A 21035-nucleotide genomic window follows, 5' to 3' on the forward strand; every position below is an offset into this window, starting at 1 on the left:
ATTACCCCAACAACGCACGCGTAGTTAAAATAGGCGTTGGGACAACCACCAATGTTTTCAGCTTATTCAGCTGTTTCAGCAGCTCTTTGGCTTTAGGGTCTGGAAGTTGTTGGATCAACAGCATCACTTCGGTTAAGTCTTTTTGATATTCGGTATATTGCCCTGCAGCTAAGGCTTGGCGTGCTAACAATAAACGTAACTGAGCTTCTTTAAGCACGATTTTTCGTTGCATTAACGCTGTTGCAGGTGCTTGCGCAGATTCTAGTCTAAACCATTGCTTCCAAAAGGATTCAGACCTATCGCGCGTGGTGTTTAACTGAGGTTGTTGTATTTCTCGATTTAAGGCCTGATCAATCTGTTGCAGCTGACGATTAATCAGCGCTTGCTGCTCCTTGCGCTCAGCCACAAACTTATGAATGGTTTGCATATCTCGCGCTATGACCTGATGCAAACTTTGCTTCAACGCCACAGCCAAGTTATATTTTTCCAGCTGCATATCTAAAAAAGCTAACTTATCGGTGGCCACCACATACTGCTGTTGCTTTAAGGCAAACTCAACCAAGTCCAGTTGTTGCTTAATAAACAAAATTGGATCAATGCCCTCAACCACCAATTCGGCAGGTTGGCTACTCGTCACATTCGCTGCTGTTGGGTCTTGTTTCAAAGTTTCTTTTTGACGCTGCATAGCCACGACTTGATCGTTCAAATTGGCGCTGCGCTGTTCGATTTGGTGCATTTCATTGAGCAAAGTAGCTTGTTGTGTACTCAGCCCCCACACGTCATAACTTAGCTTCGCAATCCACGCCAATGCAGCCATCAATACAATGATAAGAATCTTCTTCATGCGTTCCCTTGCTCACTTTGTAACAACTGTACAATCGTGGCTGTCTTTAAATCTTTCAGTACACTCATTTTAAACGGCACATGCATTTGCTGTTGATACTGCTTCAAGATCTGTGCCAAACGCTCACCCAACACCAAAAAGTGTCCTTGTTGCAGAAGCTGAATATTTGAGTCCAGCAGAGCTAACCAATTCAGCCAACTGGCCTCACTGCTGATCAGTGCGACGTAGTGATTATGTTCTGATAAACATTGAATTAATTCAGCCTGTTGCTGCATCGTTTCATTTGGACAGCGACGCTCATACAAAACAAAGTTCAGTATAAGACGCCCGTGTTGCATTAAGGTGTCCATCATAAACTGACGCCCACCTTCTCCTCGCCAAAATGCAATACTCGCATCACTGGCCAAGTTCTGCAAAACAGGCAGTTGTAACATCCCTTCAGAGGTTTCTACCTCAGGCACCACACTGCCCAAACCATATTCGGCCAAAGCCTGTGCTGTTTTTTGTCCGACTGCAATCCATTGAATATGCTGTAAATCAGACACCGTTAAACCGCTTTGCAGCAAATGTGCCATACCAAACTGCACAGCACTAGGGCTGACCACCACAATCACTTGGGTGTACACTAGCTGCTGATACAAGCGCTCTAGGTCATGACTCCATGCTCTAGGCAACAACTCCAGTAACGGCAATGGATAGACCTCAACAGCCTGTTGCTCTAGTGCCATCGTGAGGCTTGCCGCGCGATCAATAGGGCGCGTATTAATAAACAGCATCGTTAAGCAATATTAGTGATAAAAGGCTTTGAGTAAATCACCTGCACCTTGAGCCAATAACTCTTGTGCAAGGACAACCCCCAAATGTTCAGCTTCAGCGGCATCACCCGCCACTTGTGCTTTGAGGAGCGTTTGCCCATCGACACTCCCCACACGCCCTTCGATCTGGATGATGTTGTCTGCTAACGTGGCATAGCCTGCAATGGGTACCTGACATCCACCTTCAAGATAAGCATTGAAAGCACGTTCAGCGCGAACACAGGTATCGGTTTCTACATGTAATAAAGGATGAATCAAATCCAATACCGCTTGATCATTTGCACGGCACTCTAGCCCTAAAGCGCCCTGACCCACGGCAGGTAAACTCAACTCAGGTCGAATGGTATGACGAATACGTTCTGCCAACCCCAAGCGTTTTAATCCCGCACTGGCCAAAATAATGGCATCGTACTGACCCGCATCTAATTTAGATAAACGCGTTCCTACGTTGCCACGTAAATCGATAATCTCTAAGTCAGGTCGTAGTTTTAAAATTTGGCATTTACGGCGTAAACTCGAAGTGCCGACCTTCGCCCCTTGTGGCAATGCATCAAAATTCGCATAACTATTCGACACAAAAGCATCTAAAGGATCTTCACGCTCACAAATCACGGCCAGTGATAACCCCTCTGGCAGAGCCATCGGAACATCTTTCATTGAATGCACTGCCAAATCGGCACGACCATCCAACAAAGCCGCTTCAAGCTCTTTGACAAATAAACCTTTGCCACCAATTTTTGCCAATGGTGTATCTAAAATTTTGTCCCCTTGGGTAACAAAAGTCACCAACTCTACTGTGAGCCCCGCATGCAATGCTTCTAAACGAGCACGGATATGTTCAGCTTGCCAAAGAGCAAGCGGGCTTTGTCGAGTAGCGATCTTTAGGGTTTTCATAAATTTTAGTATGTGCCAATAAGAATGAAACTATCTTAAACTGAATTTCCCCCATTGGAAATGTATTCAGCCCAAAGCGTCCCATCTCATCATCAGCAGCAGAATAATTACATTAGCCTGCTAAAGCCTATGTAAGCGCTCACGCAAGCCCGGCAAATGTCGTCGACTCACCGCTAGACGCTCATCTAACTCACGGCAACGCACTTGATACTGCCCAGAGTTGACCACTTCAAGTCCTTCTAAAAAATGAACAGAAACCAAAGCATTACGGTGGATACGAATAAAGGCATCCCCAAACTCATGCTCTAAGTCTTTTAAGGTTTCATCAATTAAGACACTGCCATTTTTATGGCGTACCGTGACATATTTTTGATCCGCCAAAAAATAATAAATATTTTCAATGGGCACCAATTCCACACCACGATAGGTTTTCGCTGCGATTTGATGTCGCTTTACGTTAAATTCGTCCATATTTTCTTTTTGTTTTATCTCGCTCATTTGAGCTTGGGTTAATTTAGTGAGGTGACCAAGCACCTGTTGCAATTCCTGTTGCATCACTGGTTTTAATAAATAACCTTCAGCATGTGACTTAAATGCATCGAGCGCATGTTCATCATAAGCTGTACAAAACACCAAAGCAGGCATCGGCTCAAGTTGTCGCAAATAATGCGCACAGGTCAAACCATCCATTTCTGGCATCTGAATATCTAAAAGCACCACATCTGGTTCATATTGTTGAGTTAATTCAATTGCTTGTTGACCATGTGAGGCTATTGCCACCACTTGATGTCCGAGCTGACTCACCAATCTAGACAAACGTTCGATTGCTAAAGGCTCATCATCACAAATTAGGATGTCCATTTATCTCCTCCCCAACAGTCACCTTGTTTATTTTTATAGGTTCACTGCGGCTTATTTATATTGATACTGCACAACAGTGGTATACATTCCCTCCCCTGCATAGGTTTGAAAGCTCACAGTTCGCCCAAAATATGCTTCTAGACGCTGCTTCACATTTTCAATGGCAATACCATGTCCTTGTCGTTTATGAATTGTTTCCTTTGTAAATGGGTTGGTTATGACGATATTAACTTGATTTTGCAATATTTCAATCAGTACACTTATCGTACTCTTAGTTAAAAATTTTTCAACACCATGAAAAATACTATTTTCAAGTAAAGGTTGTAAAGTTAAGAGTGGAATTTGTACCTGCTTACACAATTCGGCATGCTCGATTTTCCATTCAACCTGTAAACGATCTCCCAAGCGAATTTGCTCAATCGCCAAATAACGCTGACACAACTCAATTTCATCACTGAGCTTGACCAGTTTGAGTTCTTGGAAACTGGCTCTAAACAGACGCGATAGATTGAGCAACATCTGTTCGGCTTTATCTGGATCAATCGCGATCAAGCTAATCACATTATTTAAACTATTAAACAAAAAATGCGGGTGGATACGGGCTTGCATCGCCTGTACCCGTGCATTCAGCTCACTGTTTTGCTGCCTAAACCATTGCTCTCTTAGGTACAAATAACGAAAACAAAAGCTGCCTAACAACAAGCCATAACCCAAATGCAAAGCCACATCATTCCATAAGATGGCTGAAGTCAAACCTTTGAAACTAAAATTAGCTCCAAAGAAGATCAGTATATTAAGGCTGAGCGTGGTCACCAACACAATGATCTGCAATAGAAAAAAGCCTGACAATAAAGTCATACCCAGACTCAAATCTTGTAACTTTTTTTGTCCATATTGCATTAGCGCAGCAAAAGACAGTAAAACCCAATTAATGTAAAGCATATAACCGAGTACATGCTCAAACACCAAGTTTGACCAAGACTGTGCCTCGGCCAAAGCCAACAGCATGGCCAACAAATTTCCCCCAACAAATAATTCCAACAAATGCGGCCATTGCACGATTTTGCTAAATAAATAAGAGATATTTGGCTTAGCCATGCTGGAAGTTAAACTTTGCGCATCTTGAACTTCGGCAAGTTGTCTTGAATTTGTTATACTCATGCGAGTTCTACCGCTTTTTATCTTATTGAGCCGACATGACCACATCTTCTAATTCCTCAAATCCGTCACAAGCCCAAACTTCGGGTATGTGGGGCGGTCGTTTCTCTGAAGCTACTGATGCCTTTGTTGCTGAATTTACAGCATCTGTACAATTTGACCAACGCTTTTATAAACAAGATATTGCAGGTTCTATTGCTCATGCGACCATGCTTGCAAAAGTTGGCGTTCTGACTGAACAAGAACGCGATGACATCATCAATGGCTTAAACACCATTCAAACTGAAATCGAAGCGGGTCAGTTCGAATGGCGTATTGACCTAGAAGATGTGCACATGAACATTGAGTCACGTTTGACTCAACGGATTGGCATCACAGGTAAAAAGCTCCACACCGGTCGTAGCCGTAATGACCAAGTGGCAACCGATATTCGCCTCTATGTCCGCGATGAGATCGATGCCATTTTAGAATTACTAAAAAAATTACAAAAAGGTATTTTGAGTATTGCTGCTCAAAACACGCACACCATTATGCCGGGCTTCACCCACTTACAAACAGCACAGCCTGTGACTTTTGGTCACCACCTACTAGCATGGTTTGAAATGTTAGTGCGTGACTCTGAGCGCCTCATTGACTGTCGTAAACGTACTAACCGTATGCCTTTAGGTTCAGCAGCACTGGCAGGTACCACTTACCCCATCGACCGCGCATTTACAGCAGAGTTACTGGGTTTTGAAGCTGTTTCTGAAAACTCGCTTGATGCAGTATCTGACCGTGACTTCGGTATTGAATTCAATGCTGCGGCTTCGCTGATCATGATGCACTTATCACGTATGTCAGAAGAACTGATTCTTTGGACGTCTGCACAGTTTAAGTTTGTAAACATTCCGGACCGTTTCTGTACTGGCTCTTCAATCATGCCACAAAAGAAAAATCCAGATGTGCCCGAATTAGTGCGCGGTAAAACAGGTCGTGTCTATGGCGACCTGATGAGCTTGTTAACACTCATGAAAGGTCAACCGTTGGCGTATAACAAAGACAACCAAGAAGACAAAGAACCGTTGTTTGATGCGATCGATACCGTGCGTGGCTCGCTCATGGCTTTTGCAGACATGATTCCTGCTTTGGTGCCAAACATTGACATCATGCGTGAAGCAGCGCTGCGTGGTTTCTCAACCGCAACAGACTTGGCTGATTACCTTGTAAAAAATGGCGTGGCTTTCCGTGATGCACATGAAATTGTGGGTAAAGCCGTTGCTTTAGGTGTTCAAGAGTCAAAAGATCTTTCTGAATTAACTTTAGAACAACTTCAACAGTTTTCTGATTTAATTCAAGCGGATGTGTTTGAAAAAGCGCTGACCCTTGAAGCGTCAGTCAATGCACGTAACCACATTGGTGGAACTGCACCTGCGCAAGTAGAAGCTGCCATTGAACGTGCCCATGCACGTTTAGAAAAACTTTATGCTCAATAAGGACGTCTAGATATGACTCGACAAGTTTTTTGCCGTAAATATCAAACAGAAATGGAAGGTTTAGACTTTGCACCGTTTCCTGGTGCAAAAGGCCAAGAACTTTTTGAAAGCATCTCCAAGCAAGCTTGGGGAGAATGGTTAAAGCACCAAACCACTTTAATCAATGAAAAACGCTTAAATGTATTTGAACCTGATGCGAAAAAGTTTCTTGAAGAACAACGTGAGAAGTTCTTTAACAATGATGAAAGCTTAGAAAAAGCAGAAGGCTTAAAGCCTGAGGTGTGATAAAGCGTTGCACATTTGAAAAGCTCCGACATCGGGGCTTTTCTTTTTATTCATACAATGTTCTATCTAAGCACAGGTCTAACCAAACCCCAAATAGATGAAATATTGATGACCCAATGACGTTATAAAGAGATTATTTGTATCCAAATAATTAAGTGTAAACATAGCGCTACACAACCATTGCAAAACTCAACATTACACTACAAGAACCTACATGACGCAGAAAAACATCTTTCCTATAATAACATTCAAGGATAGAGGGAAACCTCTTATCTATAACGATAAATATCCCCGATTTTAGTCTCAGATTTCCCCCAAAGTCTGAGATTTTTTTTATCTAAAAATTAAACAACCATTAAAAAGCACAACCGAAGTTGTGCTTGAAAAATAAGATACGCTATTTTTTATTTTTGGATATGTTTTTCAACCTCTTCAAAACTGGTATGACGCACATCTAAACCTTTCACCATGTAAATCACTTGCTCAGAGATATTACGCGCATGATCGCCAATCCGCTCCAATGAACGCAATACCCACATCACATTAATCACACGGGCAATATGACGTGGGTCTTCAATCATATAAGTCATTAAAGTACGTGTTGCAGACTGATATTCACGGTCAATATCAGCATCGGCCATCATCACACGTAGCGCTTGTTCTGCATCTAAACGTGCAAAAGCATCTAGGGCATCATGAATCATGACACGGACTTGGTTACCAATATGACGCGTTTCCATATAACCGCGAGGGGATTCACCATCTTCACATAAGCTTTGCGCAATACGAGCAATTTTCGCAGCTTCATCACCAATACGCTCTAGGTCGGTATTGGCTTTCGACATCGCAATCACCATACGCAAATCAATCGCAGCAGGATGACGACGCGCCAAAATCAAGGTCAAAGCTTCATCAATTTCACGTTCGAGCTGATTCACCGCATTGTCTTTAAACTGAACATCGACCGCTAAGTTGGCATCGGTGTCGAGTAGCGCATGAATTGCATTTGCCACTTGTTGCTCTACCAAACCACCCATGGTCATAAATTTAGTGTTCACATCCTGCAAATCTTCATTGAACTGCGAAGAAATGTGATGGTTTAAAACAGGACTATTTGGCAAAGGACGCACTCCACAGCAACATCATGAGGGACTAAAGATTGAGCGATATTAAAGCATAGCAATTGTGAAGATTTGATGACAAGACCCTTTTATAAGCGTGCTTTGTCCACCAACCATGCATTCATTTCTTGAATATCTTGTTCAGTCAACTTACCCACAGATGCCTTTAAATGCAAGACATTGATCAGATAGTCATACTTGGTATTGACATAATCTTGCTTGGCCGAAAAGGCATTGCGCTGTGCCAGCAAAACATCGACCATGGTTTTTAAGCCCTCTTGATACTGCGCTTGGGAGGCACGAGAGACGAGGCTGGATGACTCCATAGCAGCTTTACGTGCTTGCAACTTGGCTTGGTCTGTTTCCACTTGCAAATAAGACTTTTTCACCTCGGTGTTGGCTTTACGGATAGCGGCATCCAATTCGGCTTCAGATTTTTTGACGTTAACAGCGGCTTTTTGAATCGACTTCTTGGTTCGCCCCCCCGTATAGACATTCCAATTCATCTCAATACCAATCTGATCAAAGTTGCCTTTGGTCGACATAATATTCTCAGGCGTCTGCTCACTATAACCATAGCTTCCCACAGCTTCAATTTGCGGATACAACGCAGCTTGTTCAACCCGTTTTTGATCTTCAGCATAGCGCTGTTGCAAGCGTGCCTGCTGAATGCCTAAGTTCTGTGCGAGAGCCAAATTAGTCCATGCCGAAAGCTCTGCTGGATAAGGCTTTTGAAACTGAAAGTCTTCTCGCAACACTGCCAAGTTTTCTTGATAAGGCCCGATCATTTGCGCCAGTTGTTCCTGCGCCAAGACCAGTTGTACATGCGTCGCAATGCGGTTAGCTTGTGCGCTTTGGTACTGTGCATTAGCTTCACTCACATCACTTTTTGCTACCAAACCCTCTCTGAGTTTGGCATTCATCATATTCAGTTGTTCAAGTAAGGCTTGTTCTTCTTGTAAATTGGCTGCGGTTAAACTTTGTTGGCGCAGTACATTAAAATAGGCTTCCGTCACCGCTAAAATGTGCTGCTGACGCTGTAGCTGTAAATTGACTTCACTTAAACTGAGGGAGGTCTTGACTTGTTTCAATCCTTCCCACGCATCCCAACGAAAAAGGGGTTGGCGCGCCGTAATCGCCACTTGTTTGGTGATGGTCGTATCGGGCATGGAAAGAACCGAACTCACCTGCCCAATGGGTTGATTTTTTCGAGTCACATTGCCAGACAGACTAATAGTAGGTAGTAAGTTACCTTGAGCAATGCCTAAATTGAGTTGATCTGCTTCATATTGGAGTAAATTGGCTTGCCAGTTAGGATCATTGACTTTGGCGCGTTGTAATGCGTCGACCAAATCCAAGGCATGACTCCACGGCGCGAAAAACAACACACAGCTGGCCAGAACACATTTAATCTTCATTGTTTTTGGTCCACCTTTCCGCCTCACTGGCCTCGTTCTAAGCAACGCTATACTAAAACGAGTTGTCATTATTTTCGTATATTTTTTATTGCACTGGTTACAATAGCGCGCACTAATCTGTTCATTATGAAGTAAATATTGAATAGTGTCATAGCCCGTTCAACAAACTCATTCACAATACTACACATTAAAAATTCCATTCCCCCTATAAAATGAGCCACGGAGAAAAGGAGTTTCTCTACTGTGTTGTCGCTGAACTGAGTTTTTTGATCGAGTCGCTGTGAATCATTCTTCTTTATTTTCGCTTAAACCTTACGCACTGATTTTTATGTGTGCGCTGTTGGCTGCCTGTCAGAAACCTGAACCTGTCAGCTTTCAAGAGCCCGCACAAATAGAAGCATCTTCGACTCAAACCTTGGACTTAACCGACTTGTGCCAAAAAATTGATAAAAACATGTCGGAAATAGATGCACAACGTACGACTTTTGCTCTAGAGCAAATCAATCAAGATCTTAAGCTGTGTTTACCTTTACTCGGCTTTCAACAACAAAAGCATTTATTGGGTTTATCCAATAAAATGTACCATGACTTTTTATCGGTTGAACGTACGCCGCAACAGCAGCGCGCTTTTGAAAGCTATGCCCTAGAAATGGCTCAACATCCGACCATTCAACAAAGTCTTTTTGAGCAACTCACCATTCGCGACCAATACCTCATCAAACACCAAGGGCAGTCTTATGTCGAGCTGTTTGATGCAGGCGAAGGACAAGTGCATTACCGCCGTAGCCCTGAATATTTAGCCAAAATTTTTGCGCCTTATCTCCCTGTCGCAGAGCAAGAGTTTATTGAACATCTGGCAACACAGAATCAATACCCTGCCGTGATTGGAAGTCAGGTCAAAATTGATGCCAAAGAAATTGTGGATCGTGCGCTGTATTGGGAAAGTTATTTACAGCAATACCCAAAAAGTAGCTACCACCAAGATGCACGTCATCTGTTGAACCTATATAGCACCCTCTTGTTTATCGGACTGGATGCTCAACGCATTTACGACGGCTATACCGTGCAAAGCAATTATTTGGAAGAAATTGAGCACCTAGCCGAATTAAAAAATTCAAGTGTGACGGATCAAGCGCGCTTATTTTTAAAGTTCGTGAAACTCAGCCCTGAACAAAGAGCGGCTCAAATCATCTTGCCTGCTTCCGCCCATGCGCAGCGCCTAGGTGCAGATCAACTCTTACAAAGACAATTGGCGCATTTTATCCAATTGCGCATGGTCCAACCCGATCAAGGCAAAGACTGCTTAAGCGATGCCATTTGCTTAGAACGTTGAACATATCTCCTTTCACACTTTGAATAAAAAGGTCGCTGTTTTTAACAACATTGCATGTTAAGATGATGCATCGCTTGACGGAGCGCGAGTAATTGCTCGCTGAGATCAGCTAAGACTTTTCAATAAAGTTTTGAAGCTGAGTACCGTTGAACCTGATCAGGTTAAGACCTGCGTAGGAATCAAGCCATCTAAAAACTGAACGCCTTTCATTGAACTATTTCCAGTAGAAATACATCCGTTGCATTTGTATCATCAAATTAACAACACACAGAAATAGCTTCAATTGCCATCGTTTTTGGTCGTGCTTGATTCGTTGATGTCATTCATAAGGATCATTGCAATGAACCAGTTAACGAATCTTTCCGCTGAAATTTCAGCACAACATGAACAAGATGCCAAAGATCTGACCCGTATCTTGCCTGCCTCTAAAAAAGTTTATATCCAAGGTTCACGCCCAGACATTCAAGTCCCCATGCGTGAGATTGAACTGACCGAAACCCCAACAGGCTTAGGCGGTGAGTATAATCCACCAGTGATGGTGTATGACACCTCTGGTGTGTATACCGATACCAATGTCAGTATTGATCTGAACAAAGGTCTACCGAATGTTCGCGAAAATTGGATTGAAGAGCGCAACGATACCGAAATGTTAGATAGCCTGAGCTCAAGCTTTGGTCAAGAACGTTTACGAGATATACGTACCGCTGATATTCGTTTTGCTCACATCCAGAAACCACGTCGCGCCAAAGCAGGTCACAATGTCACGCAGATGCATTATGCCAAACAAGGCATCATTACTCCTGAAATGGAATACATCGCTATTCGTGAAAATCAGCGTCAACGTGAAGGGGTCGATGCACGTCAACACGCGGGGCAAAACTTTGGTGCGCATAACCTGATGGAAATCACGCCTGAATTTGTGCGCAAAGAAGTGGCTGAAGGGCGTGCCATTATTCCTGCCAATATTAACCACCCTGAAATTGAACCCATGATCATTGGCCGAAACTTCTTGGTGAAAATCAATGCCAATATTGGTAACTCGGCTCTAGGCTCTTCAATCGATGAAGAAGTCGCAAAAATGACGTGGGCAACTCGTTGGGGTGCAGACACCATCATGGACCTCTCCACAGGGAAGAACATCCATGAAACGCGTGAGTGGATTATCCGTAACTCACCTGTTCCGATTGGTACCGTACCTATCTATCAAGCTTTAGAAAAAGTTGATGGGGTGGCTGAAGACCTGACGTGGGAAATCTTCAAAGACACGCTGATCGAACAAGCGGAGCAAGGCGTAGACTATTTCACCATCCATGCAGGCGTCTTATTACGTTATGTTCCAATGACGGCGAATCGCCTCACTGGTATCGTGTCTCGTGGCGGTTCGATCATGGCACAGTGGTGTTTGGCCCATCATCAAGAAAACTTCCTCTATACGCATTTCGATGAAATCTGCGAAATCATGAAAGCCTATGATGTGTCATTCAGCCTCGGCGATGGCCTACGTCCAGGGTGTATCCAAGATGCCAATGACGAAGCACAGTTCTCTGAATTACGCACTTTAGGTGAGTTGACCCATCGTGCATGGAAACATGATGTGCAAGTGATGATTGAAGGTCCAGGGCATGTGCCTATGCATATGATCAAAGAAAATATGGATCTACAACTTGAAGTCTGCCAAGAAGCGCCCTTCTACACTTTAGGGCCATTAACCACCGATATTGCACCGGGTTATGACCATATTACTTCTGCGATTGGTGCGGCGATGATTGGTTGGTATGGGACTGCCATGTTGTGCTATGTCACGCCAAAAGAACACTTGGGCCTGCCGAACAAGAAAGACGTCAAAGATGGCATCATCACCTATAAAATTGCAGCACATGCGGCAGATTTGGCCAAAGGTCATCCGGGTGCGCAAGTTCGTGACAATGCTCTGTCTAAAGCACGTTTTGAATTCCGCTGGGAAGATCAGTTTAATCTCAGCCTTGATCCAGACACGGCGCGTAGCATGCATGATGAAACCATGCCGAAGGAAGCGCACAAGTCTGCGCACTTCTGTTCGATGTGCGGTCCCAAGTTTTGCTCGATGAAAATCACACAAAACGTGCGTGATTATGCACAAAACCAGCAAAACGCTGCACTGAATAAAATTCAGCAAGAAGAGGTCGAAACCGGTCTCGATAGCATGAAAAAACAATTCCATGCAAGCGGACAAAACTTGTACCAAAAAGTGTAAGCTGATAAAAAACCTTTTGTAATCATGCGATTCTCAGTTAGGATGAAATGATAAATTTCATCCTGATTGCGCTTTATGAACATAATTAAGCAAGCTACATATCACCGTGAAGATGTCCAAATTGTAGACAGAGCCTTTGTTTTTCAGGGTTTTGTTCAAGTAGAAAAAGTAAATTTACGTCATCGCCTGTTTAATCAAGCTGAGTACACCGCTGTGATTTCACGTGAGCTTATTCAGCGCCCTGAAGCGGCAGGTGTCTTAATTTATGATGATGCACAACAAAAATTTGCCTTGATTGAACAGTTTCGTATTGGTGCTATGGATGATCAAGATTCAGCTTGGCAGCTGGAGATTATTGCGGGAGTACTCGATGGTGATGAATCACCTGAAAGCTGTATTCGCCGTGAAGCATTAGAAGAATCAGGCTGTCAGATTGAACACTTACAACATCTGTTTAGCTTTTACCCTTCTGCAGGTGCCTGTGCGGAACTGTTTCATCTGTATAGTGCTGCGGCCGATTTACCCGAACAAGGTGGTGTATTTGGTATGCCCGATGAAGGTGAAAATATTTTATTACACCTGATTGATTATGCGCAGATCGATACATTACTTTCCAATGGTCGGCTCAGAAATGCGCCTGTCATAATGGCCTTGCAATGGCTACAACAACAGATTAAAACGACAAGGAATGTCTAAGGGGTCAGGCATGACTTTAAATAATGAGAAAAATTGGACCATTATCCAAATTTCAGATACGCACTTGATGGATCAAGATCATCTGGAGTTTGTACGTATGAATCCAGAGCAAAGCTTTCATCATGTAATACAACACATTGTGGAACGTCATCCACAACTGAATGCTATCGTCCATACGGGTGACTTGGCACAAGTACCTGTGCCTCGAACCTATCAACGCTATTTAGACTTTATGCAGAGTTTAAAGACGCCGTTTTATCAGGTTCCGGGCAATCATGACAATGCCGAACACTTCCCTTTTCATCAGCAACAAAACAAAGTTCATGTGATTCACTTTGGCCCTTGGAGCGTGGTTTTACTCAATAGTGCTGTCAAAGGTAAAATCGATGGCTGGGTCGATGAAGCACAATTGAACCAACTGGAACAGATCCTACAAGAATTTGCCCAGCAACACATTGTGATTGCCTGTCATCATCATCCTTTTGAAATGCAGTCAAAATGGATTGATCAACATAAACTCAAGAACACCCAAGACCTCACTGCGGTTCTTGCGAAATACCACAATGTCAAAATTGTGCTGTCGGGACATGTCCATCAAGAATCATGGCGTGAGTGGCATGGTATTCAGTTTTACTCGACGCCGTCTACCAGTGTCCAATTTAAACCTTTAAGCGATCATTTCGCCTTAGATGAGCAAGCACCAGGTTATCGTATTTTACAATTAAACGCAGATGGCAGCCATGAAACCCACGTAGAACGTGTCTTACACGCACAGCAAAAAATAAATGTTGAAATTTCAGGTTATTAACTTTTCATTTTTATCGTTTTCAATTACCTTAGTTGCTCTTACGAAAAAGTGATCAATTTAATCCAAACATCAAAGACTATCAAAATACTTAAAAAGTCTATATGATGACGACCCCCGAGGGTGAATCTCCTCGAGGGTGGATAAAAACACTTGCATATCACCATATTTTTTGCGTATTAAAGATACGTATATGATGAGGATTGCCCTAAATGGCGAATGACAACCAAAATACTGTCTTAGACGAACAAACTGATGTTGTAGATGAAAAATCTACAAAACGTGTGCGCAAAACTAAGCCTAAAGCGACTGACGGTGGTTCTACTGCAAGCTTATTTGGTATTGAACCTTATCAGCCGAAAAAAAATGAAGAATACATGTCTGAAGGTCAGCTTGAGCACTTCCGCCAAATTTTGTTGGCATGGAAAGCAGAGCTGATGTCAGAAGTTGACCGCACACTCAACACCATGCAAGACGAAAACACCGCTTTGCCTGATGTGAATGACCGCGCGACACAAGAAGAAGAGTTTGCAATTGAATTACGTACACGTGACCGTGAACGTAAACTCATCCGCAAAATCGAGCAATCAATTGAAGCGATTAAAAACGATGACTATGGTTTCTGTGAAACCTGTGGTATCGAAATTGGTCTGCGCCGTTTAGAGGCCCGTCCAACAGCAACTTTATGTATTGACTGCAAAACACTGGCAGAAATCAAAGAGAAGCAAAATAACGGTTAATCATGTTATTCAATAATCCTCCCCCAACCCCTCCTTTACATAAGGAGGGGGACAACAGGATGGCTTATGTGGGTCGGTTTGCGCCATCGCCAACCGGCCCTTTGCATTTTGGTTCACTCATCACCGCCGTTGCCAGTTATTGCGAAGCTAAAGCACATCAAGGCACATGGTTGGTTCGTATTGAAGATACCGATATCCCGCGTATTTACCCCGGCAGTGAAAGCCATATCTTGCATTGTATCGAGGCTTTCGGCTTTCAGCCCGATGCGGAGATCATATTCCAAAAAGATCGTCTCGACCTATATGAAGACGTGATTCAGCAACTGCATCAACTCAAACTGGTCTATGCCTGTCAGTGCACCCGCAAAATGCTCGGTTCTAACCACATTTATGCAGGCACCTGCCGTGACCTTGCTCTGCCTTTTGAGCAACAAGCCATTCGCGTCAAAGTAGAAGATGTCGAGATTTGTTTTGATGATGCTCTGCAAGGCCGACACTGCTCACAACTGGCACATGAGCTCGGTGACTTTGTACTGAAACGCCGCGATGGCATTATCAACTATCAATTAGCGGTCGTGGTAGATGACTACCTACAAGGCATCACCCATGTGGTTCGTGGTGCAGATCTATTGGATAATACCGAGCGACAAATTTATTTAGGTCAGCTGCTAGATTACCCACGTCTTAGCTATATGCACCTGCCTTTAGCCATGAATAATCAAGGGCAAAAATTGTCTAAACAAAATATGGCACAAGCGCTGGATCTTAACCAAGCACCAGCTCTACTCGCTCAAGCAATACGCGCACTAAATCAGCCAGTTGTCGAACTAGACCATCCTAAACGAATGTTGCAACAAGCCATTGCACAATGGGATGTTTCACTGATTCCGCACCGTACTACCCTGCACGGTATCTATTTATAGCAAAACCATCGCGGCAGAAACTCAACACTACGCATAGCGCGCAACGTTTCAATTGAAGAAAATTCAAAAAATTAGATTATTACAGTCACATTCATCATGAAAGAATGATGCATAAATACGCTGATGAGAAACACAATTTAGGAAGGGCTCAAACGCTATCCGCATAACGAAAAGTGAGTTTCGTCTGCAGATAGCGTGATGAAAGAACAACCGGCTTAGAAGCTGGATTCTTCTTTGGTTGGATTGGCACTTTGTGTGGTTGCATCAATTTTCAAAATCAAACTGATCATCACTGCGCACATAATCAGTGATGAACCACCATAACTAATGAAAGGTAGGGTCAAACCTTTGGTTGGCAGCATGCCCATATTCATACCTGCGTTTACCAAAATTTGCAGTAAGAAAATAATCGATACCCCATATGCCAAATAACCCGCACGCAGGTACTGATTCTTCAAGGCACGATGACCCACTTTGATACAGCACAGCAACATGGTAAAGGACAGAATTAAGACCGTAGTGATCCCGAAAAAGCCAAACTCTTCGCCTAAAATGGCCAACATGAAGTCGGTATGCGCTTCAGGCAAGTAGGCCATTTTCTGTACACTGTGGCCAAGCCCTACACCAAACCATTCACCACGCCCAAAAGCCATTAAGGCATTGGAAAGCTGGTAACCAGTACCTAGCGGATCTTCCCAAGGGTTTGAGAAAGACATTAGACGTTCAAAACGGTAAGGCTCAAATACAATCAGAAAGACAAAGGCCGCAAAGATTGCACCAAAAGCCATACCAAACTGAATCAACGGCGCGCCAGCAAGGAAAAAGATACCGAGCATCATCAAACTAATCACCACGGTTGCCCCCAAGTCAGGCTCCGCAATAATCAAACCCACCGTCAACAGCATAATAATACCGAGACGGATCAAGCCTTTGATGTTATTTCTTACTTCTTCGGCACGGCGTACCACATAGTCCGCTGTGAAAATCGCCATCATTACTTTGGCGACCTCAGAAGCCTGCAAGGTGAAGCCCGCAACACGAATCCAACGGGTCGAACCATTAACCTCGGTACCAACAACCAATACGGCAGCCAGCAGTAAGATGGTCAAGATCCACAGTGGGAAGGTGTTATTGAACCAAACATTGAGCGGAACTCGGTATACCGCATAGGCCAAAACGCCCGCCACCGCGATTGAAATCCCGTGACGAAGGACATAGTGAAATGAATTCTCATGAAGGCGTTCAGCATAAGGCATCGACGCAGATGCAACCATGATCGAGCCTAAACACAACAAAGCAATGACGCAAAAGATCAACACATTACGCGGTGTCACTTCGCTGGGTACACGCGGCGCCCAACGGCTATAAAACTGGTTAATTTTATTGATCGTTGTCTGAGCAAACTCAGCCATCTCAATTTCCTTATTATTTTTAGTGGAGTTCTTGCACACAAGCGACAAACTGATGTCCGCGCTGTGGGTAACCACTGAACATATCAAAACTTGCACATGCAGGTGACAATAACACGACATCATGGGCTTGGGTATGGGCTTGGCAAAGTGCAATTGCCTGCTCTAAAGTCTCAGCATGCAGTAAGGTGGTTGTTCCTACCACAGCTTGTTCAACTAACGCCGCATCTTCACCAATCAACACAGCCACTTTCACGTATTTGCTCAAAGCCTCACGTAAAGCACTAAAATCTTGTCCTTTGCCTTGACCACCTAAAATGATCGCGACCTTACCACCTTTGGCTTCAATCGCAGCACCTAGACCATCAATCGCAGCCAGTGTTGCGCCTACATTGGTGCCCTTAGAGTCATTATAGTAGCGCACACCCTCAACTTCTTTCACAAACTCACAGCGATGCTCTAAGCCTTTAAAGCTTTTCAGTGTTTCCAACATCGACTCCAGTGGCAAGTTGATTGCCTCACCCAAAGCCAAACAGGCCAAAGCATTGGCAACATTGTGTGTACCTTGAATATACATCTCTGCACTGTTCAATAAACGTGTGCGGCCACGGGCTAACCAGATCGTACCATCGTCATCTCTTAATACACCGTACTGATTCATATCAGGTGCATTTAAACCAAAGCTTTGCATTGGCGTAGCATCAGGCACTAAAGGACGAGTAAGTGAGTCATCACGGTTATGAACGACTTTTTTCACGCCTTGGAAAATGCGATGCTTCGCGGTGTGATAGCCCATCATATCGCCATGACGGTCAAGATGATCTTCACTCATATTCAGCACCACCGCAACTTCAGCTTGTAAATTTGAAGTGGTTTCTAACTGAAAGCTGGATAGCTCTAAAATGTATAAATCTGGCTCATCTTTGGTTAAATCCAACGCTGGGCGACCAAGGTTACCGCCTACCGCGACTTTCACGCCTGCATGTTCAGCCATCAGACCAATCAAGGTCGTCACAGTACTTTTTGCATTAGACCCAGTAATGGCCATGATTGGCTTGTCAGTTGCACGACGTAGGATTTGAATTTCACTCACCACGGGAATGCCTTTGGCAATCGCAGCTTGAATTTCAGGTAGTTTCGGATCGAGCCCAGGGCTAATAACGATTTCTTCAGCAGACAACAACAGTTCTGCGTCAAACTGACCAAAACTGGTTTGTACCTCTGCTGGAATTTGGTCATGACCGGGCGGAGTCGATCGGGAGTCCGTTACTGCAACGCGGTAGCCTTGGTTATGTAAAAAATTGACCGCTGCAACACCAGAAATGCCGAGCCCTGCAACGACCTTAAGTCCACCACGTTGTATTAACATTTTCGCCCCATGCTTGGTCTGAGATTTATCTGCGGAAATGTTAGCACTTTGCTGTTTTGAATGCTTTTTCTGTTTTGACTTTCCTGCACTTTTTTTGTGTCAGTGCGTAAAAAAGCCGCCCCTCTTGGACGGCTTTTTTATTTGTGAGCAAAAATCGTTTTATTTCCATTTCACCGCTTGGACTTCAGGCTTTTTCGTATTGCGGTCTTCTGTTGCTGGGCAGGCACAGTTTCCGCCACAACCGCCAGCCATTGACGGCTTTAACCACATCGCTAAACGTGTCCAACCACGAGCCTCACACAGCGCGGACAAGGACATGAAAACTGAACCCGATGTCCTAGGAAATACTTTCTTAAATACCACCACTGCACTCCAGATCACTAGAGCAGCAACAATTAGAATTTCAATCATCTCAATCTCCTCGCCTATTTACGCCGATTAGCCCAAATAGTGCGTTGCAATTTGATAGGTCAGGAATGACATTAAATAAGCCAAACCAAACAAGTAAATGGTCATAAAACTCACGGTTTTCCATGAACCTGTTTCACGTTTGACCGTTGCTAAAGTCGCCAAACAGTGCGGTGCATAAATAAACCACACCAATAAAGACAGACCAGTCGCCACCGACCAGCCGAGCTCACCGCCACTACTGATCAGTGAAGCCAAACCTTGTGACATGGCATCTTCATCAACAGCGGATAAGGCATATACCGTACCTAAAGCTGCCACCACCACTTCACGAGCAGCCATGGCTGGAATCAAGGCAATACAAATCTGCCAGTTGAAGCCCAGCGGTGCAAAAATCGGTTGCAGTAAATGACCGAGCATACCGGCAAATGAATAATCAATTTCAGGTAAAGTCGCGCCTTCAGGAGCTTGCGGGAAGGTACATAAGAACCACAGCAAAATAGACAACGCGAAAATGATGCCACCCACGCGACGCAAGAAGATCTTGGCACGGTCAAGTAAACCAATCCAAATATTCTTCAAGTCAGGGAAACGATAGCTTGGTAACTCCATCATCAACATATGTTGTGACTTGTCTTTCTGGAAGAATTTCAGAACGAAAGATACACACAGTGCACTGACAATCCCGGCCATATATAAAGCAAACAACACTAAACCTTGCAGATTAAAAATCCCCCAAACAGTTTGTTCAGGAATAAAAGCAGCAATTAACAAGGCATATACAGGTAAACGTGCAGAACACGTCATTAACGGTGCCACAAAAATCGTAGTCAAACGGTCACGCGGATCACTAATGGTACGCGATGCCATGATGCCCGGAATTGCGCAGGCAAAGCTAGACAAGAGCGGAATAAAGGCACGCCCAGAAAGACCTGCTTTAAACATCAGCTTATCTAGCAAAAACGCGGCACGCGGTAAATAACCCGACTCTTCCAATACCAAGATAAAGAAGAACAAAATTAAAATCTGCGGCAAGAACACCACGACACCACCCGCACCCGCAATAATCCCGTCTACCACCAAACTGTTAAGTAAAGGGTGGCTAATTGACCCACCGATGGTTTCACCCAGCCAGCCAAAGAAGGTTTCAATCCCATCCATAAACGGCGCTGCCCAAGAAAAAACGGCTTGGAAGACAATAAACATCATTACTGCAAGGCTAACTAGCCCCAAAACTGGATGTAGAAAAATCTTATCCAGAAAATCAGTTCGCTTGTCTTCTTCATCGACGTACTGCACGGCATCATGTAATAAATTTTCTACTTTCTCATGTGCAGTGTCGCCTTTTAAGCCCGTCAACTCGGTATAAGGCACGGCATATTTGCCCTGCTCTAAAGCACTGAGCAAGCTTTCAATACCCGAATTACGCACCGCAACGGTTTCAACGATCGGTACACCCAAGCGCTCAGAAAGCTTTTGGGTATTGATTTGCATGCCACGGCGACGTGCTTCATCCATCATGTTTAAAACGATTAACATTGGACGGCCCAATGCAATCAGTTCAATCACTAAACCGAGGTGAAGTTTGAGGTTAGTTGCATCAACGATACATAAGAAAGCATCTTGCTGACCTTCTTCTGCAATTTTCCCCATCACCACGTCACGGGTAATCATTTCATCAGGGCTAGTCGCATCCAAGCTATACGTCCCTGGCAAATCCAGAACGCGAACTGCTTGACCTGAAGGAAGAGTAAATTGACCAACTTTACGCTCAACCGTAACACCCGCATAGTTACCTACTTTTTGGCGCGTTCCAGTGAGATGGTTAAATAACGAAGTTTTACCGCAGTTTGGATTACCTACAAGGGCAACACGCAAGGCATCACTCATCTAGGTGCTCCTTCGACTTGAATTTCAATTTTTTCAGCTTCAACTTTTCTTAAGGCGAAACGTGTAAAACCCACTTGGATTAAAATTGGATCGCCACCAAAAACACCTTTGGTAATCACCTGTACTTTTGTACCTGCGACAAAGCCTAATGTTTCAAGACGACTAGCCACCAAATCAGTCTGAGCTTCGCCATCCAAAGTATGATTCACTTTGTTAATGATGGCAGTTTGTTTGACTTTTAAATCAGATAAACGCACCGCATCCAACCCTTTAATATTTTGAACAGTATACAAACAAATGAGAATAATTACCAAATCAGATTCGATAATGATTCGCATCTGTTATAACACATCGACAAGCG

20 protein-coding genes and 1 riboswitch are annotated in these 21035 nt (G+C 43.8%); of the genes, 8 read left to right on the forward strand and 12 right to left on the reverse strand.

The genetic code is table 11. The features are described from left to right. Position 1 precedes the first annotated feature (1 nt). The 5 genes from ACSC9N_RS15845 to ACSC9N_RS15865 all read right to left on the reverse strand — a co-directional run bounded on the left by ACSC9N_RS15845 (position 2) and on the right by ACSC9N_RS15865 (position 4620). The gene (locus ACSC9N_RS15845; protein ID WP_010325721.1) at positions 2 to 844 is read right to left on the reverse strand and encodes a hypothetical protein; all 843 of its coding nucleotides are present in this window, start codon (positions 842 to 844) and stop codon (positions 2 to 4) included. Further along, a complete protein-coding gene (locus tag ACSC9N_RS15850) occupies positions 841 to 1620 on the reverse strand; it encodes a uroporphyrinogen-III synthase (protein WP_010325720.1) in 780 nt (259 codons plus the stop codon). Before ACSC9N_RS15850 ends, ACSC9N_RS15845 begins: the two co-directional genes overlap by 4 nt. 12 nt (positions 1621 to 1632) lie before the next feature. Continuing rightward, positions 1633 to 2553, reverse strand: a complete 921-nt coding sequence (gene hemC / locus ACSC9N_RS15855) for a hydroxymethylbilane synthase (RefSeq protein WP_010325719.1) — start codon at positions 2551 to 2553, stop codon at positions 1633 to 1635. A 120-nt stretch (positions 2554 to 2673) separates the two neighbouring features. After that, positions 2674 to 3414, reverse strand: a complete 741-nt coding sequence (locus tag ACSC9N_RS15860) for a LytR/AlgR family response regulator transcription factor (protein ID WP_010325718.1) — start codon at positions 3412 to 3414, stop codon at positions 2674 to 2676. 51 nt (positions 3415 to 3465) lie between these two features. Next, positions 3466 to 4620 (reverse strand): sensor histidine kinase, encoded by a 1155-nt coding sequence (locus ACSC9N_RS15865; RefSeq protein WP_029574923.1) that lies wholly within the window; start codon positions 4618 to 4620, stop codon positions 3466 to 3468. Between ACSC9N_RS15865 and argH the strand changes: the two genes are divergently transcribed. Next, entirely contained in the window at positions 4611 to 6044 is a 1434-nt protein-coding gene (gene argH / locus ACSC9N_RS15870; RefSeq protein ID WP_010325716.1) for an argininosuccinate lyase, read from the forward strand. The genes ACSC9N_RS15865 and argH overlap by 10 nt on opposite strands. A gap of 12 nt (positions 6045 to 6056) precedes the next feature. Further along, positions 6057 to 6329: an oxidative damage protection protein gene (locus tag ACSC9N_RS15875; RefSeq protein ID WP_010325715.1), complete on the forward strand. Its 273-nt coding sequence runs from the start codon at positions 6057 to 6059 to the stop codon at positions 6327 to 6329. Positions 6330 to 6733: 404 nt separating this feature from the next. Here the strand turns inward: ACSC9N_RS15875 and phoU are convergent, their stop codons facing one another. After that, complete coding sequence (phoU, locus tag ACSC9N_RS15880; RefSeq protein WP_004692799.1) at positions 6734 to 7450, reverse strand: phosphate signaling complex protein PhoU; 717 nt, start codon at positions 7448 to 7450, stop codon at positions 6734 to 6736. A gap of 89 nt (positions 7451 to 7539) precedes the next feature. After that, the gene (locus tag ACSC9N_RS15885; protein WP_010325713.1) at positions 7540 to 8868 is read right to left on the reverse strand and encodes a TolC family outer membrane protein; all 1329 of its coding nucleotides are present in this window, start codon (positions 8866 to 8868) and stop codon (positions 7540 to 7542) included. 280 nt (positions 8869 to 9148) lie between these two features. Here ACSC9N_RS15885 and ACSC9N_RS15890 point away from each other — a divergent pair, with 280 nt between their 5' ends. From ACSC9N_RS15890 to gluQRS, 6 genes are all read left to right on the forward strand, one after another. Beyond that, complete coding sequence (locus ACSC9N_RS15890; RefSeq protein ID WP_010325712.1) at positions 9149 to 10201, forward strand: hypothetical protein; 1053 nt, start codon at positions 9149 to 9151, stop codon at positions 10199 to 10201. Positions 10202 to 10269: 68 nt separating this feature from the next. Then, a riboswitch (TPP riboswitch) is annotated at positions 10270 to 10397 on the forward strand. 144 nt (positions 10398 to 10541) lie between these two features. Then, on the forward strand, positions 10542 to 12434 hold the full coding sequence (gene thiC / locus ACSC9N_RS15895; protein ID WP_010325711.1) for a phosphomethylpyrimidine synthase ThiC: 1893 nt from the start codon (positions 10542 to 10544) through the stop codon (positions 12432 to 12434). A 75-nt stretch (positions 12435 to 12509) separates the two neighbouring features. Then, complete coding sequence (locus ACSC9N_RS15900; protein WP_010325710.1) at positions 12510 to 13130, forward strand: NUDIX domain-containing protein; 621 nt, start codon at positions 12510 to 12512, stop codon at positions 13128 to 13130. 10 nt (positions 13131 to 13140) lie between these two features. Then, entirely contained in the window at positions 13141 to 13938 is a 798-nt protein-coding gene (cpdA, locus tag ACSC9N_RS15905; protein ID WP_010325709.1) for a 3',5'-cyclic-AMP phosphodiesterase, read from the forward strand. 209 nt (positions 13939 to 14147) lie between these two features. Next, positions 14148 to 14675, forward strand: coding sequence for an RNA polymerase-binding protein DksA (gene dksA, locus ACSC9N_RS15910; protein ID WP_004692816.1), 528 nt, complete (start codon positions 14148 to 14150; stop codon positions 14673 to 14675). A 2-nt stretch (positions 14676 to 14677) separates the two neighbouring features. Continuing rightward, positions 14678 to 15598 carry a tRNA glutamyl-Q(34) synthetase GluQRS gene (gene gluQRS / locus ACSC9N_RS15915; protein ID WP_228127590.1) on the forward strand — a complete coding sequence of 307 codons (921 nt, stop codon included), beginning with the start codon at positions 14678 to 14680 and terminating at the stop codon, positions 15596 to 15598. A gap of 215 nt (positions 15599 to 15813) precedes the next feature. Here gluQRS and ftsW read toward each other — a convergent pair whose 3' ends face one another. From ftsW to ACSC9N_RS15940, 5 genes are all read right to left on the reverse strand, one after another. Further along, a complete protein-coding gene (gene ftsW / locus ACSC9N_RS15920; RefSeq protein WP_010325707.1) occupies positions 15814 to 17010 on the reverse strand; it encodes a putative lipid II flippase FtsW in 1197 nt (398 codons plus the stop codon). A gap of 19 nt (positions 17011 to 17029) precedes the next feature. Further along, a complete protein-coding gene (murD, locus tag ACSC9N_RS15925; RefSeq protein WP_010325706.1) occupies positions 17030 to 18376 on the reverse strand; it encodes a UDP-N-acetylmuramoyl-L-alanine--D-glutamate ligase in 1347 nt (448 codons plus the stop codon). Positions 18377 to 18535: 159 nt separating this feature from the next. After that, entirely contained in the window at positions 18536 to 18787 is a 252-nt protein-coding gene (locus ACSC9N_RS15930) for a DUF6587 family protein (protein WP_010325705.1), read from the reverse strand. Between the two features lie 27 nt (positions 18788 to 18814). Continuing rightward, positions 18815 to 20674 (reverse strand): ferrous iron transporter B, encoded by a 1860-nt coding sequence (feoB, locus tag ACSC9N_RS15935; RefSeq protein WP_010325704.1) that lies wholly within the window; start codon positions 20672 to 20674, stop codon positions 18815 to 18817. After that, positions 20671 to 20931 carry a FeoA family protein gene (locus ACSC9N_RS15940; protein ID WP_010325703.1) on the reverse strand — a complete coding sequence of 87 codons (261 nt, stop codon included), beginning with the start codon at positions 20929 to 20931 and terminating at the stop codon, positions 20671 to 20673. Before ACSC9N_RS15940 ends, feoB begins: the two co-directional genes overlap by 4 nt. Positions 20932 to 21035: the final 104 nt, after the last annotated feature.

Origin of the sequence: Acinetobacter sp. PC34 (genome assembly GCF_051789135.1) — a bacterium.
Classification (GTDB): domain Bacteria; phylum Pseudomonadota; class Gammaproteobacteria; order Pseudomonadales; family Moraxellaceae; genus Acinetobacter; species Acinetobacter johnsonii.

What these genes read in the sequence shown, in the direction of transcription:
- thiC (WP_010325711.1), top strand. Translation starts at nt 10,542, where the DNA reads ATGAACCAGTTAACGAATCTTTCCGCTGAAATTTCAGCACAACATGAA.
- ACSC9N_RS15930 (WP_010325705.1), bottom strand. Translation starts at nt 18,787, where the DNA reads ATGATTGAAATTCTAATTGTTGCTGCTCTAGTGATCTGGAGTGCAGTG.
- feoB (WP_010325704.1), bottom strand. Translation starts at nt 20,674, where the DNA reads ATGAGTGATGCCTTGCGTGTTGCCCTTGTAGGTAATCCAAACTGCGGT.
- ACSC9N_RS15845 (WP_010325721.1), bottom strand. Translation starts at nt 844, where the DNA reads ATGAAGAAGATTCTTATCATTGTATTGATGGCTGCATTGGCGTGGATT.
- ACSC9N_RS15875 (WP_010325715.1), top strand. Translation starts at nt 6,057, where the DNA reads ATGACTCGACAAGTTTTTTGCCGTAAATATCAAACAGAAATGGAAGGT.
- ACSC9N_RS15900 (WP_010325710.1), top strand. Translation starts at nt 12,510, where the DNA reads ATGAACATAATTAAGCAAGCTACATATCACCGTGAAGATGTCCAAATT.
- cpdA (WP_010325709.1), top strand. Translation starts at nt 13,141, where the DNA reads ATGACTTTAAATAATGAGAAAAATTGGACCATTATCCAAATTTCAGAT.
- ftsW (WP_010325707.1), bottom strand. Translation starts at nt 17,010, where the DNA reads ATGGCTGAGTTTGCTCAGACAACGATCAATAAAATTAACCAGTTTTAT.
- ACSC9N_RS15860 (WP_010325718.1), bottom strand. Translation starts at nt 3,414, where the DNA reads ATGGACATCCTAATTTGTGATGATGAGCCTTTAGCAATCGAACGTTTG.
- gluQRS (WP_228127590.1), top strand. Translation starts at nt 14,678, where the DNA reads ATGTTATTCAATAATCCTCCCCCAACCCCTCCTTTACATAAGGAGGGG.
- dksA (WP_004692816.1), top strand. Translation starts at nt 14,148, where the DNA reads ATGGCGAATGACAACCAAAATACTGTCTTAGACGAACAAACTGATGTT.
- ACSC9N_RS15885 (WP_010325713.1), bottom strand. Translation starts at nt 8,868, where the DNA reads ATGAAGATTAAATGTGTTCTGGCCAGCTGTGTGTTGTTTTTCGCGCCG.
- ACSC9N_RS15850 (WP_010325720.1), bottom strand. Translation starts at nt 1,620, where the DNA reads ATGCTGTTTATTAATACGCGCCCTATTGATCGCGCGGCAAGCCTCACG.
- ACSC9N_RS15865 (WP_029574923.1), bottom strand. Translation starts at nt 4,620, where the DNA reads ATGTGGTCATGTCGGCTCAATAAGATAAAAAGCGGTAGAACTCGCATG.
- argH (WP_010325716.1), top strand. Translation starts at nt 4,611, where the DNA reads ATGACCACATCTTCTAATTCCTCAAATCCGTCACAAGCCCAAACTTCG.
- hemC (WP_010325719.1), bottom strand. Translation starts at nt 2,553, where the DNA reads ATGAAAACCCTAAAGATCGCTACTCGACAAAGCCCGCTTGCTCTTTGG.
- murD (WP_010325706.1), bottom strand. Translation starts at nt 18,376, where the DNA reads ATGTTAATACAACGTGGTGGACTTAAGGTCGTTGCAGGGCTCGGCATT.